This is a genomic window from Micromonospora profundi, assembly GCF_011927785.1.
Taxonomy (GTDB): domain Bacteria; phylum Actinomycetota; class Actinomycetes; order Mycobacteriales; family Micromonosporaceae; genus Micromonospora; species Micromonospora profundi.
Window position 1 is genome coordinate 6,447,094 of record NZ_JAATJK010000001.1, and the last position, 13,351, is coordinate 6,460,444.

General features: G+C 71.5%; 10 protein-coding genes and 1 riboswitch. Of the genes, 5 read left to right on the plus strand and 5 right to left on the minus strand.

The genetic code is table 11. From position 1 onward, the window contains the following. Positions 1–2: 2 nt before the first annotated feature. Genes F4558_RS28870 through F4558_RS28890 form a run of 5 tightly spaced genes read right to left on the minus strand, consistent with a single transcriptional unit; the run spans position 3 to position 5,534 of the window. Complete coding sequence (locus F4558_RS28870) at positions 3–761, minus strand: GTP-binding protein (protein WP_197281491.1); 759 nt, start codon at positions 759–761, stop codon at positions 3–5. Further along, positions 739–1,212: a DUF742 domain-containing protein gene (locus F4558_RS28875; protein ID WP_053654360.1), complete on the minus strand. Its 474-nt coding sequence runs from the start codon at positions 1,210–1,212 to the stop codon at positions 739–741. The genes F4558_RS28870 and F4558_RS28875 overlap by 23 nt, the downstream gene beginning before the upstream one ends. Then, positions 1,209–1,682 carry a roadblock/LC7 domain-containing protein gene (locus tag F4558_RS28880; RefSeq protein ID WP_053654358.1) on the minus strand — a complete coding sequence of 158 codons (474 nt, stop codon included), beginning with the start codon at positions 1,680–1,682 and terminating at the stop codon, positions 1,209–1,211. The genes F4558_RS28875 and F4558_RS28880 overlap by 4 nt, the downstream gene beginning before the upstream one ends. Then, complete coding sequence (locus F4558_RS28885) at positions 1,679–4,354, minus strand: sensor histidine kinase (protein WP_167946811.1); 2,676 nt, start codon at positions 4,352–4,354, stop codon at positions 1,679–1,681. Before F4558_RS28885 ends, F4558_RS28880 begins: the two co-directional genes overlap by 4 nt. Then, positions 4,341–5,534 carry a hypothetical protein gene (locus F4558_RS28890; RefSeq protein WP_053654353.1) on the minus strand — a complete coding sequence of 398 codons (1,194 nt, stop codon included), beginning with the start codon at positions 5,532–5,534 and terminating at the stop codon, positions 4,341–4,343. Before F4558_RS28890 ends, F4558_RS28885 begins: the two co-directional genes overlap by 14 nt. A 373-nt stretch (positions 5,535–5,907) precedes the next feature. Here F4558_RS28890 and F4558_RS28895 point away from each other — a divergent pair, with 373 nt between their 5' ends. The 5 genes from F4558_RS28895 to F4558_RS28915 all read left to right on the plus strand — a co-directional run bounded on the left by F4558_RS28895 (position 5,908) and on the right by F4558_RS28915 (position 13,304). After that, on the plus strand, positions 5,908–8,772 hold the full coding sequence (locus tag F4558_RS28895) for an alpha/beta fold hydrolase (RefSeq protein WP_167946813.1): 2,865 nt from the start codon (positions 5,908–5,910) through the stop codon (positions 8,770–8,772). Next, entirely contained in the window at positions 8,772–9,668 is an 897-nt protein-coding gene (locus F4558_RS28900; RefSeq protein ID WP_053654349.1) for an ABC transporter permease, read from the plus strand. Before F4558_RS28895 ends, F4558_RS28900 begins: the two co-directional genes overlap by 1 nt. 288 nt (positions 9,669–9,956) lie before the next feature. After that, positions 9,957–10,406, plus strand: a complete 450-nt coding sequence (locus F4558_RS28905; RefSeq protein WP_053654347.1) for a DoxX family protein — start codon at positions 9,957–9,959, stop codon at positions 10,404–10,406. Between the two features lie 156 nt (positions 10,407–10,562). Then, a riboswitch (SAM riboswitch) is annotated at positions 10,563–10,698 on the plus strand. A 10-nt stretch (positions 10,699–10,708) separates the two neighbouring features. Next, the gene (gene thrC, locus F4558_RS28910) at positions 10,709–11,995 is read left to right on the plus strand and encodes a threonine synthase (RefSeq protein WP_053654345.1); all 1,287 of its coding nucleotides are present in this window, start codon (positions 10,709–10,711) and stop codon (positions 11,993–11,995) included. Positions 11,996–12,284: 289 nt separating this feature from the next. Continuing rightward, the gene (locus F4558_RS28915) at positions 12,285–13,304 is read left to right on the plus strand and encodes a GNAT family N-acetyltransferase (RefSeq protein WP_053654344.1); all 1,020 of its coding nucleotides are present in this window, start codon (positions 12,285–12,287) and stop codon (positions 13,302–13,304) included. The last annotated feature ends 47 nt before the right edge of the window (positions 13,305–13,351 follow it).

Here is a 13,351-nt window from a genome sequence, read left to right on the forward strand (position 1 = left end):
CCCTACCTGTCCCGGGTCGCCCGGTCCAACGCGCGGTCCAGGACGACCAGCAGGGCGTCCCGCACCGACAGTCGATCCCGGGCGTCGAACTGCACCAGGGGTACGTGGTCACCGATGGCGAGCGCCCAGCGGATCTCACCCAACTCCAGGGCCAGTCGACCGTCGAACGCGTTGACGCCGACCACGAACGGCAACCCGGCCTGCTCGAAGAAGTCGACCGCCGGGAAGCAGTCGTCAAGCCGGGCGCTGTCGACCACCACAAGCGCACCGAGCGCGCCCCGGGCCAGGTCGTCCCACATGAAGCCGAACCGCGCCTGCCCCGGCGTACCGAACAGGTAGAGCTTCAGGCTGCGGTCGATGGTCACGCAACCGAAATCCATCGCCACCGTGGTCGTGGTCTTGGCCGACCGGATGCCGGGGTCGTCCACGCCGATCCCCGCGCTTGTCATCTCGGCCTCGGTGGTCAACGGCGCGATCTCGGAGATCGCCCCCACGGTGGTGGTCTTACCCACCCCGAAACCGCCGGCGACGAGGATCTTCACAGGTATCGGTGGAGACGCGGGCGGGCGGCCGGGCGGCAGCGACGGCGCGGCACTCGGCACCGGCCGGTACGGCGGTGGCGGAGGCGCGGTCGGCGGCGGGCCGACGCGCCCGAGCATGGGATCGGTACCTGGCGACGTGCCGTAACGGGCGGCGGCGCTGTTGCCGGCGAGACCCCCGATCGGGGCGACCGGCCATTCAGGAGATCGCACGGAGTCCATCAATCACTCGCAGGATGAGGTCGGGGTTGAAGGCGTCGTTGCCATCGGTGACGTGCACGTCCAGGTGACCGGCGGCGCGCAGGTCGCCGACCAGGACACGGGTCACGCCGAAGTGCAGCCGGGTCCGGGCCGACAACTCGGCCACGGAGATCGGCTCTGCGCAGAGCGCGATGATCGCCTGAAGCTCCGGCGCCAGCAGGGCTGTCGACGTACCGGTCCACCGGCCGTCATCGGCGCGCAGGGTCACCTGCGTCTCCAGCCCGATCGCCGGGTCCACGCTCTCCACCCGTCCCGAGGTGAGCACGAACGGGCGTGGACCCGCCGGACGGCCGTCGTCCGGCTCCGGCGCCGCCGGCGTACCGCCCCCACCCGGGTGCGGCGTACGCAGGTAGGGGCGGATCCGGACCCGCGGGTCCGGATCCGGATCGTCGCCGGGGACCTCCGGAGTCATTGCTGGACGGAGTTCTTCAGCTCGACGATCAGCCGCGGGGTGAGTGCCCCACCGGCCCTCCCAGCGAAGAGCGTCATCTCGTAGGCGACGGTGCCCAGGTTGGCCGACCGGTCGGCGACGACGCCGAGCACCGAACCGCTGCTGATCGCGCTGATCAGCAGGTAACCGTCGGCCATGTCGACGATCACCCGGTTCAGGCCGCCGAGCGCGTACCAACTGGCCGCCCCACCGGCGAGGCTGGTCATGCCGGAGACCACTGCGGCAAGCCGCTCGGCGTTGGACCGGTCCTTGATGGCCGACATGGCCATCAGCAGCCCGTCCGAGGAGACGGCGATCGCCTCCAGGACCCCGGCCGTGCTGGAGGTGAAGGAGTCCAGCAGCCAGTTGAACGTACGGGCCTCCGGGCTGAGGTCCCCCGCGGCGCCGGGCTGGCTCTGGTCGACGTTTTCGTGCAGGAAGGGGCTGGTCACCGTGATGATCCTTCTTCGTTCCGGCGGTCTGGACTGACTTCACGGAGAGCGCGGGCGACGCCCGCCTCGAACTCGGTGATGAGGTTGCGAACCTCGGCCGGGTCGCCGGGGTGCGGGCTGGTCGGCGGGCAGGGCGGGGTGACCGTGAGGTTCGCTCCGGGCACCCGCCTGTTGAGGTGGGGACGGTCCAGTGTGGCGTCTGCGGGGGCGCCGGTGCCCACTATCGGGTGGATGGGGTCGCCCGGCGTGGCGGGCAGGTCGATTGTGACGGTCTGCTCGGCTCGGCGTACGCCCGCCTGGACCGCCTCGACCAGTGCGCGGGCGGCGGTCGGGTCGGCGGCGGTGGCGTCGACCGGCCCGACCGGCGCGGCCGTGCTGGCCAGACTGGCACCGGGAACCCGTTGCCGGACCCGGGGTCCGCCGGGCTTGCCCGACGGTTCCCGGGCCTCCGGGGCCGTGGCCGGACGGGGTTGGCCCGTGCCGACGCGCGCGGTTCCCTGTGCTGGCCGACGGGGCAGGCCGGTGCTGGGGTCCGTCAGACCGGCCGGGGCCGGCGGCGCGGGGGCGTGCGCCGCGTCGACGGTGACCGGGGCGTCGCCGGGCTCCCGGGCCCCGAACGCGTCCCAGGACTCGCCGGATTCCAGGCTGCGGGTGGCCCTGCTGAGCAGGTCCGTCTCCAGGCTGGCCGGCGCGGCGGTGGCCGCGGTGACGGTGGCGACACGGGAAGGGGTGCTCGGCGCCGGGTCGACGGCGGCGGAGGGGCGTCGGCTCCGGTCCGGCACCGCGGCCCGAGCCACTGTCGCCCCGGCCCGGTCGGCACGGCGCACCACAAGCGACGCCGACGGGATGTCCAACTGGGCGGTCACCCCACCGCCCACCGTGGCGGTCAGGTGCACCGTCCAGCCGTGGCGGCGGGCCAACCGGCCCACCACGAAGAGGCCGAGTACCTCGGTCGGTGCGAGGTCGAGGCGTTCCCGCCGGGTGAGGCGTGCGTTCTCCTCGAACAGCCGCTGCTCGGTCATGCCGATGCCCCGGTCCACCACTGTGAGCCGGGCACCGACCTCGGACGGCTCACCGGCCACCAGCACCCGGGTGTGCGGCGGGGAGAACACCGTCGCGTTCTCCATCAGCTCGGCCAGCGCCAGGACGAGGTCGCCGACCACTGCCGGTGCGGCCGAGATGCCCGGCGGCACCTGCACCTCCACCCGGGTGTAGTCCTCGATCTCACCGAGCGCCAACCGCACCACGTCCGCCAGCGGCACCGGCGCGGTGTGCGGGTCGGCCCCGGCCGAACCGGAGAGCACCACCAGGCTGCCGGCGTTGCGCCGCAACCGGCTGGAGATGTGGTCGAGCCGGTACAGGTGCTCGAGGCGGCCCGGGTCGGCCTCCTGCTCCTCCAGCCGGTCGATCAGGGCGATCTGCCTGCCCACCAGGTTCTGGGTACGCCGCCCGACGTGACCGAACATCTGTGCCACGTTGCGCCGGCCGGCGATCTGCCGCTCGACCAGCTGCGCCGCCGTGTTCTGCACCCGGTCGAAGGCCCGGGCCAGGTCGCCGATCTCGTCGTTGGCCCGAATGTCGACAGGTTCCAGACGTACCGACTGTGCGCTCTCCGCCTCGTCGTCGGTGACCCGGATCAGCTCCGCCTCCGCGGTCCTTGCGACCCGGTCGGCGGAGCGGGTGAGGCGGGTCAGTGGCCGGGCCACGGTCCGCGCGACAGCCGCGCTCAGCAGCACCACCAGCGCAATGATCAGCACTGCGGCACCACCGACCAGGTGCGCGGCGGTCAGTGCCCGCCGTCGCTCGGCGGTGACCTCGGCGACCACGTCGGCGACAAGCTTCTTCTCGACGAACTGTCCGAGTCGGATCATCGAGCGGACGGACGGGAAGAGCGCGTCGAGCGGCACGTCGCGGACGGCGCCGGCCGGGTCCCGGGCGCTGGTGACAAGGAAGTCGGGGCTGGTACGCGCGGCGACAGCCGAGTCCAGGAGCTGGGCGACCTTGAGCTGATCGGGTGTGATCAGGCTCCGGAAGCGTCGGCTGTCCACCTGGAGGGCGGCGATGCACGCCACGTACGCGGCGCTGGCCTGCGGTGCGCCTGTCGCCTTGACCACCAGGCTCAGGGTGGCGCAGGCGCCCAGACCCTCGTCGGCGCGCAGCAGCCCGTCAAGGGCGAGCACCTGGCGGCCGGTGAGCGTGTCGGTGTCCACGCCGAAGTTCAGCCGGAGCGACTCGATGAGCCCGGTGTTGACAGGGCCGAACCCCTCCATCACCTGGATCGGGTTCGCGGTGCCGGTCAGCACTGCCGAGCGTAGATCGATGAGGCTGGACACCGCGTCGAGGGCGTGCTCGACCCGGTCGGTCAGCTTCGTGTCGGCTCCGGATCGCAGGTCGGCGACCCGGTCGTCCACATCTGCGGACTTCCGGATCAGTTCGGAGCGGTCGACCCGGCGGAGCAGGAAGCCGATCGAGAGGACGCGTTCCTGCTGAAGGTCCTGAAGGAGACTGCCGACCTGGCTGGCGAGCCGTACGCGGTCGGTGATCTCGCCGGCGCGTTGCGCGGCGGCAACCCGGTCGAGCACCACGGGAACGGCGAGGCCGACCAGGCTGAGCAGGGGGATCACCACGAGCAGCGCGAGCTTGCCGCGGATCCGGAGCCTACCGAGAAGCATCGAAGGGCCCCCACTGCGCGATCTCCGTGTGCTGGGTCGCGCCGACGGGTTGCAGCGTTCGCTGGTCGGCGGGTCTGCCCGTGCCACCCGGCGGCTGCCAGGGATCACCCGTCGTCAGGTCGCCCGAGCTGTCCACGTCAGTGGTCGGCGTGGCCGCGCGTCGGTGGGCCCGGCGGGCGGCCGCGATCAGCAGTGTGGCGAGCCAGCCCAGCAGCAGCACGGCGACGGCTGCGGCACCGACTGTGATCCAGCGGTCCCGGTCCAGCCCGTCGAGCCGTTCTACGAGCAGGGCGTCGAGTTCGGCGAGGACGACCGGCTGAAGTTGCCGGGCGGCGTTGCGCGAGTTGAGCGCGGCGGCGGCCAGTTGACCGGGATCCACCGCGCCGGTGCCGGCGGCCGGGGTCGAGTACGCGGCAAGCGCCTCCACCGACCGCTGGTAGGCGTCAAGTGGGGTCAGCACGTTCGCGCCCAGGTCGGTGCTCTCCGAGCTGTCCACCGCCGATCGCAGGTTGTCCACCACGCCGTTGGCGGGGGCGAGGGCGGATACCCGCACGCTGGTCAGTTCGATGAGGCCGCGGGTCCGTTCGGCGGCGGGCCGGCGGCTGACGAGCGTGCCCAGGTCGGCGAGCCGGCCGGCGCCCACCATCGCCTCGGGCAGTTCCTGGCCGACGCTGTCCTGGAGGAAGTACGAGTCGGCGCCGGGATCACGGACCAGCCCGGAGCTCTCCCGGACCTTGTCGTGCAGGTCGAGCAGCAGGTCGGTGACCTCGCCGTACGCGGTGTAGGCGGATTCCGGGTCGGCGGGGCGGCGGTCGCGCAGCGCTTCCAGTTTGGCCCGGAGCCCGGCCCAGCGTTCCTGGCTGCGCAGTTCGACGCCGATGCGGGCGTCCAGCGTGGCGGCCTGCTCGACGGCGCGGGTCAGCGGCTCACCGGGGACGGGCCGGCCGCTGACGGCGGCCGACTGGGCCTCCACAAGGGCTTCGGTGATCGGGGCGAGGGCGCGCAGGTACTCCACGCCCAGCCGTGCCCGGGAGGCCTGGTCCCGATTCTCGCCGGTGTGTTGCCAGCTCTGGGTGAGCAGCAAGCCCACCGGGGCCAGGAGCGCGGCGATGAGCAGCAGCGGCAGCATTCGGCCCAGCGTGGACGTCCGTCGACGGGCCCGCGGCGCGGGAACTGTCATGGTGTGTCTCCTCCGGCGTCGGGCGGGGGTCGACGCGGTTTCGGGTTCATCGATGAGTCCCGTCCGCCGGACCGGAAAACTAACCGAAGCCGTCGAGGTGGGGTCGCTGGCGCAGAGTCAGGTTTGCGTCAGTTCGAGCGATGTCACCATTCGTCCGGGTTGTAGACACGCTGCGTGGCATTGGCGGGTGTGACATGGAGGGATCGAGGTGGATTTCCGACGAAGATCGGAATTCACGGAATGCGAACTCAACTCACTGGCCAGCGCTGGACGTTGCGCGGTCGCACCCGTCTCGATCACCGATCGGAGTAACCGAACGGACGTACGGCGGATCTCAGCCAGCGCTCAGGCTCGGGGCCGTACCGTGTGCCGCATGAGATCGCCGTCGCCGGCCGCGTGGTTCCGGCGTGCCCTGCCCACCCGCCGTCGCGCGATCGCCGCGACGGCGGTCGTCGTCCTGCTGGCCGCCGCCGTGACCTGGGCGGTGTGGCCGCAGGGATCGGGGGTACGCACCGAGAGCGCGATGCTCACCGTCCGCTCTGGACCGGCCGGTGACCAGCCCGTCGACCTGGACACCACCCTGTACCTGCCGGACGACGCCTCGTCCGGACGGAAGGTGCCGGCCGTGCTGCTGGCGCACGGGTTCGGCGGCACAAAGGATTCGGTGCGCTCCGACGCGGAGGAGTTCGCCGGGCGCGGGTACGCGGTGCTCACCTGGACCGCGCGGGGCTTCGGTCGCAGCGGTGGTCAGATCCACCTGGACAGCCCGGACTACGAGGTACGCGACGCGCAGCGGCTGCTGGACTGGCTGGCCGACCGGCCCGAGGTGCGCACCGACGCTCCTGGCGATCCGAAGGTAGGCGTGGTCGGCGGCTCGTACGGTGGCGCGCTGGCGCTGCTGCTGGCCGCCCAGGACCGGCGGGTGGACGCGATCGTCCCCATGATCACCTGGAACGACCTGTCCCGCGCGTTCCTGCCGGAGAGCACCGGCGGTTCGCCGACCGAGGGCGTGTTCAAGAAGGGCTGGGCGGGCCTCTTCTTCGGCGGGGGCGGCAACGTGGGCAGCGGCCCGGCCGGGCTTTCCGGGACGACAGCCGCCCAGCCGGAGGGCGCACCCGCGTCGGCCGGACCGCCCAGCCCGGGGCCGGGCAGCGGGCCGGGCACCGGTCCGGGTGGCGCACCGTCCGGAGCGGCCGACCCTGCGTGCGGCCGGTTCGCCGCCGACATCTGCGCCGCGTACCTGCGGATCGCCACCACCGGCCAGGCCGACCAGGCCGCCGTGGACCTGCTGCGCCGGTCCAGCCCGGCGGGCGTGCTGGACCGGATCACGGCACCCACCCTGCTGGTGCAGGGCGAGGCGGACACTCTCTTTCCCCTGGGCGAGGCGGACGCCAACGCCAAGGGCATCGCCGCCGCCGGCACCCCGGTGCGGGTCGCCTGGTTCACCGGCGGTCACGACGGCGGCGCTGGCCCCCGCTCGGATTCGGACCGGGTGAAGTTCCTGACCGTCCAGTGGCTCGACCACTACGTCAAGGGCGAGGGCGACGCGCCCGGTGACGACTTCACCTGGTCGCGCATCGCCGGCTTCGACGCGCTCGACAGGGGTCTGGTCGCCACCGGCTTCCGCGCCACCGACTATCCGGGCCTGGACGGCGACAGCCGCCGAGAGGTCACCGTCGCCGGCCCGCCGCAGCCGATCGCGAACCCGCCGAACGGCAATCCGGCGGCGATCTCCTCGATCCCGTTCGCCGGCGGGCTCACCTCGCTGCTCGGCGGGGTGGCCGGCGACGTTCCGGGCCAGCACGCCCGGTTCGAGTCGACGCCGCTGACCGAGGCGGTGGACGTGGCGGGCGCGCCCACAGTCACAGTGCGGGCCGCGTCGCCGACCGGCGAGGCGGTGCTCTTCGTCAAGCTCTACGACGTCGACAAGGACGGCGCCGCGACCCTGTCGAACGGGCTGGTCGCGCCGGTCCGGCTCACCGGTCTGCCGGAGCAGGTGCAGGATGCCCGCCCGGTCACCGTGACGCTGCCCGGCATCGTCCACCGTGTCGAGGCCGGACACCGGCTGCGCCTTGTGGTCGCCACGTCCGACCAGGCGTACACCACTCCGGCCGAGCCCACCGTCTACACGGTTGCGGTGGACGGCGCGGTGAGCCTGCCCACGATCGACGGAGAGCCGATCCCCACTGCCGCGACCGTGTGGCGCTGGGTGCTCGCCGGCCTGCTCGCGGCCATCGCGATCGGGCTCGTCGTGGTCGTCGCAGTTGTCCGCCGCCGCCACCGCCGCCAGGACCGCTCGGTGCATCCGGAGTACGCGGACACGCCGCTTGCCGTGCGCGCCCTGCGCAAGGAGTACGCGGACGGCTTCGTGGCCGTGTCGAACGTCGACTTCGAGGTGCATCCGGGGCAGGTGGTGGGCCTGCTCGGGCCCAACGGGGCCGGTAAGACCACGACCCTGCGGGTGCTGATGGGGCTGACCCAGCCGACCGCCGGTGAGATCTACGTCTTCGGTCGGCGGCTGGTGCCCGGCTCACCGGTGCTCTCCCGCATCGGCGCGCTCGTGGAGGGGCCCGGTTTCCTGCCGCACCTGTCCGGCCTGGACAACCTGAAGGCGTACTGGCGGGCGACCGGGCGGCCGTGGGAGGACGCGCACTTCGACGCGGCGTTGGAGATCGCCGGGCTGGGCGACTCGGTGCACCGGAAGATCAAGAACTACAGCCACGGCATGCGCCAACGACTGGCGATCGCCCAGGCCATGCTCGGGTTGCCCGAGTTGCTGGTGCTCGACGAACCGACGGACGGGCTCGACCCGCCGCAGATCGCCGAGATGCGCCGAGTCCTCCAGCGGTACGCCACCGACGGGCGCGCGGTGCTGGTCTCCAGTCACCTGCTGGCCGAGGTGGAGCAGACCTGCACCCACGCGGTGGTGGTGAACAAGGGCCGGATCGTGGCGTCCGGGCCGGTGGAGGAGATCGTGGGGGAGTCGCCGAGCGTGCTGTTCGATGTCAGCGACCCGGTGGCGGCGCGGCAGGTGCTGGACGGCCTGCACGGCGTACGGGTGCTGCCGGAGAGCGACGGGCAGTTGGTGGTCGACACCAACGGCACGGCCCGCAGCGAGGTGGTGGCCGAGCTGGTACGCGCCGGCATCGGAGTGGACCGGGTGGTGCCCCGGCGCCGCCTGGAGGACGCGTTCCTCGCCCTGGTGGGCGAGAACTCTCGGGGAAGCGGTGACCGGTGATGGCTGGCTCTTCCGTCGACACGCCGTCGGGCGTCACCGATCCGGCCGGTGCGGCCCGGGGCTACCGGCCGTCGGCCACCATGCCGTTCGCTGCGGAGTTCCGCCGGCAGGCGTCCCGGCGGCGCACCCAGCTGGCGCTCGGGTTCATGGTGCTGCTGCCGCTGATCATCCTGATCGCGTTCCAGTTCGACTCGGGCGGTGACGACGACAACGGCCGCAACGAGTTCTCCAGCCTGGTCGAGCTGGCCACCTCGGGCGGGCTCAACTTCACCCTGTTCTCGATCTTCGTGTCGGCGTCGTTCCTGCTGGTGGTGGTCGTCGCGCTGTTCTGCGGCGACACGGTGGCCAGCGAGGCGAGCTGGGGGAGTCTGCGCTACCTGCTGGCCGTCCCTGTGCCCCGTGCCCGGCTGCTCACGGTGAAGCTCGTGGTCGCGCTCGCGTACTCGGGGCTGGCCCTGCTCCTGCTGGCCGGCACCGCGCTGGTGGCCGGCACCCTGCGCTACGGCTGGTCGCCGCTGCGCAGCACTGTCGCCGCCGAGCTGGAGCCGACCGAGGGGCTGCTCCGGCTGCTCGCCGTGCTCGGCTACCTGGCGGTCGTACTCCTGGTGGTGGCGGGGCTGGCGTTCCTGCTGTCGGTGACGACGGACGCCGCGCTCGGCGCTGTCGGTGGCGCCGTGCTGCTGTGGATCCTGTCCAGCATCCTGGACCAGATCACCGCCCTGGGGGCTCTGCGCGACTTCCTGCCCACCCACTTCAGCACCGCCTGGTTGGGGCTGCTCTCCACCCCGGTGCAGACCGACGACGTGGTGCGCGGCTGCATCTCGGCGATTTGCTACGCGACGCTGTTCTGGGGGCTGGCGTTCTGGCGGTTCACCCGCAAGGACATCACGTCGTAGCGGCCACCTGACGCCACCGCTCGATCGACTCGCTTCCTGGGGCGTCGGTCGGGTGGGATGCGCGATTTCCGGGAAGCCGGAAACGTGCCGCCGCAACTATCGACGAGGCCGACAGGGTGTACGGACCGCGCGCGGAGCGGTACCGTCGGTTGCGGGAGCGCTCCCACAGGAGGCGATCACGCCCGGCTTGTTCCGAGCAGGGATTTTCCCACTAGCAAGGAATCTATTAACTTCGATGGATTCATGCTCCATGATGGGTGGTATCGATATCCATCTATGGGAGGTTCCATGAACGTCTCTCGGCTCGGCGGGCCGATCCTGTCCCTGTTCCGCATCGTGACCGGCCTGCTGTTCGCGCTGCACGGCCTGTCCTCGATCTTCGGGTTGTTCGGCGGCAACCCCGTGACCGGCAAGGCGATACCCCTCGGCACGTGGCCAGGCTGGTGGGCCGCGCTGATTCAGCTGATCTGCGGTGCGCTGGTGCTTGTCGGTCTCTTCACCCGACCGGCCGCGATTCTCGCCTCCGGTTCGATGGCGTACGCCTACTTCGTCGTGCACCAGCCGGACGGCCTGCTGCCGCTACAGAACGGCGGTGAGTTGTCCGCGCTCTTCTGCTGGTCCTTCCTGCTGGTCGCGGTGCTCGGCCCAGGCTCCTGGGCGCTCGACTCGCTGTTGGCCCGGCGTCGCCCCGCCACTCTGACCGCGCCGATCGCCGAGCCCACTTCGGTACCGGTCTGACCGCACTCCCACCGCGCGTCGCCGGGGCCTCGACGAGGCGGCCCCGGCGACGCGCCGTGCTCGTCACCCGTCCTGGCCTGGTCGGTTAGCTCACAGCGTGGGATCAGCGCTGGATGCGACGGCCGCCGGTGCCTAGAATCGGCGGCACAACTGAATACCTCATCCAGAGGGGCTGAGGGATACGGCCCGACGACGCCCCGGCAACCACCCCGCGCGCTCACCGCTGAGCGACCCGTGGGGCAGGTGCCAATTCCGTCCCTGCCGCACCGTGCGATGCGGGGAAAGATGAGAGGACTCTCGACATGACGTCGACGCTCGCCGCCTCCGGCATCGACACCTCCGCCAGCCCCGCCCGCGCCCTGGTCTGCCGCGCCTGTTCGGCCCGCTACCCGCTCGCCGCGCAGCACGCCTGCTACGAGTGTTTCGGCCCGCTGGAGGTCGACTACGACACCGCCGCCCTAGCCACCGTCACCCGCGAGCAGATCGAGGCCGGCCCGAACAACATCTGGCGGTACGCCGCGCTGCTGCCCGCCGGTCAGGACCCGGCCACCCGGGTCACCGTCAACCCCGGTCTGACGCCGCTGGTGGCGGCCCCGCACCTCGCCGCCGAGCTGGGCATCACCGCGCCGCTCTGGGTCAAGGACGACAGCGCCAATCCCACCCACTCGTTCAAGGACCGGGTCGTGTCGGTGGCGCTCACCGCCGCCAAGGCGCTCGGCTTCACCCGGTTCGCCTGCGCGTCGACAGGCAACCTGGCCAACTCGGTGGCCGCGCACGCCGCCCGGGCCGGGGTGCCCTCGATTGTCTTCATCCCCAGCGACCTGGAACAGGGCAAGGTCATCACCACCGCCGTCTACGGCGGCGAACTCGTCGCCATCGACGGCTCGTACGACGACGTGAACAGGCTCTGCGGCGAGCTGGTCGAGACCGACGAGTTCGAGGACACCGCGTTCGTCAACGTCAACGTCCGGCCGTACTACGCGGAGGGCTCCAAGACCCTCGGCTACGAGGTCGCCGAACAGCTCGGCTGGCGGATCCCCGCCCAGGTGGTCATCCCGATGGCCAGCGGCGAGCTGCTCACCAAGATTGACAAGGCGTTCTCCGAGCTTGTCGAGATCGGCCTGGTCGAGGCGCCGGCCGGTGGCTGGAAGGTCTTCGGCGCCCAGTCGGCCGGCTGCAACCCGATCGCCTCGGCGCTGCACGCCGACACCGACACCATCACCCCGGTCAAGCCGACAGGCATCGCCAAGTCCCTCAACATCGGTGACCCGGCCGCCGGCCTCTACGCGCTGGAGGCGGTCCGTCGCACCGGCGGCTGGATGGAGTACGTCGACGACGACGAGATCCGTGCCGGCATCCGCGACCTGGCCCGCACCACCGGGGTCTTCGCCGAGACCGCGGGTGGCGTCACCGTGGCGGTACTGCGCAAGCTTGTCGAGTCCGGTCGGCTCGACCCGACGGCCGAGACTGTCGTGTTCAACACCGGCGAAGGGCTGAAGACCATCGACGCCGTGGCCGGTCAGGTCGGCCCGACCCACCACATCAAGCCCTCTCTGCGCGCCGCCCGCGACGCCGGTCTCCTCGGCTGACGTCCACCGCCGGTCGGGGGCGGGGGATCGCCCGGACGGGGGATCGGGCCGATCCGCCCTGTAACTGGCTTTTCGCAGTGAGTGTAGAAAACCCGCCGCTGCGGACTTGACGACAGGAACCGGACGGCGCAAGATGCTCCGTGCGGGAGGGCATTTCGCCGGAGACTTTTGAAGTTCTTGCGACCCAACGCCGGAGGCGTTGTGCGAGTGTCCCTCCCGACCACGTCCGATCGGGCCACCGGATTAATTCGGTGGCCCGATCGCTTTTCCCGGTGACAGGCTCGCCGGCATGAGCATCACGATCGCGTCCTTCGACGGCGCCGACCGGGCCGCTGTCGACGAGGCGTACCGGATCGGCGCGGCCGCCAACGACGTCGACATGCCGGACTTCCCGCCGTTCTGCCGGCGTCGCTTCGACGCGCTGTTCCACACGCCGATGCCCGGCACCGAGTCGCTCTGGGCGCTGGCCCGGCTGGACGGCGTACCGGCCGGCTACCTGCAACTGGACCTGCCCCAGCTCGACAACACCGACAACGCGACAGTCGAGCTGACGGTGCATCCCGAGCTGCGGCGTCGCGGCGTCGGCCGGGCACTGCACGAGTACGGGGTACGCCTGCTGCGCGAGCACGGACGCAAGCGGGTGGTCGGGATGACCGTCTCCACGATGCCCGACGGGCCGCCCCGATCAGTGGCGGGTGACGCGTTCGCCGCCACGATAGGAGCCCAGGCCGCGCTTGTCGACGTGCGTCGCCGACTCGACATCGACAGCATCGACCGGGTCGCGCTGCGCGCTGCGCTCGCCGAGGCCCACACCATGGCCGAGGGCTATCAGTCCGTCACCTGGCAGGGTGCGACCCCGACGGAGTACCTGGCGGACATCGCCTATCTGGACGGCCGACTGCTCATCGACGCGCCAATGGGCGACGTGCAGTGGGAGCCGGAGCAGGTCGACGCCGAACGCATCCGGGGCACCGACCGGGCGTTGGAGGCCAGGGGCCGGCGGCGCTACCACCTCGGGATGCGACACGAGGCGTCCGGTCGGCTTGTCGCCTGGACCCTGCTCGACGTGGGCGCCAGCGCAGACTGGCACGCCTTCCAGCAGATCACCATCGTCGACCCCGCTCACCGTGGGCACCGGCTCGGTCTGCTCGCCAAGATCGAAAATCTGCATCACCTGCTCACCCACGAGCCGGCGGTACGCGTCGTCGACACCTTCAACGCGGCAAGCAACAGTTACATGGTGGCGATCAACGAGCGGCTCGGCTTCCGCCCGGTGGACTCCTGGAACAACTGGCAGCTCACCCTCTGACGGGCGATCGGCGCTACTGCTCGCGCGGGGTCCTCAGGCATGATGGC

Excerpts from the sequence above, each read along its gene's own strand:
- F4558_RS28870 (WP_197281491.1), bottom strand. The coding sequence starts at position 761 with ATGGACTCCGTGCGATCTCCTGAATGGCCGGTCGCCCCGATCGGGGGT.
- F4558_RS28875 (WP_053654360.1), bottom strand. The coding sequence starts at position 1,212 with ATGACTCCGGAGGTCCCCGGCGACGATCCGGATCCGGACCCGCGGGTC.
- F4558_RS28885 (WP_167946811.1), bottom strand. The coding sequence starts at position 4,354 with ATGCTTCTCGGTAGGCTCCGGATCCGCGGCAAGCTCGCGCTGCTCGTG.
- F4558_RS28890 (WP_053654353.1), bottom strand. The coding sequence starts at position 5,534 with ATGACAGTTCCCGCGCCGCGGGCCCGTCGACGGACGTCCACGCTGGGC.
- F4558_RS28895 (WP_167946813.1), top strand. The coding sequence starts at position 5,908 with ATGAGATCGCCGTCGCCGGCCGCGTGGTTCCGGCGTGCCCTGCCCACC.
- F4558_RS28900 (WP_053654349.1), top strand. The coding sequence starts at position 8,772 with ATGGCTGGCTCTTCCGTCGACACGCCGTCGGGCGTCACCGATCCGGCC.
- F4558_RS28905 (WP_053654347.1), top strand. The coding sequence starts at position 9,957 with ATGAACGTCTCTCGGCTCGGCGGGCCGATCCTGTCCCTGTTCCGCATC.
- thrC (WP_053654345.1), top strand. The coding sequence starts at position 10,709 with ATGACGTCGACGCTCGCCGCCTCCGGCATCGACACCTCCGCCAGCCCC.
- F4558_RS28915 (WP_053654344.1), top strand. The coding sequence starts at position 12,285 with ATGAGCATCACGATCGCGTCCTTCGACGGCGCCGACCGGGCCGCTGTC.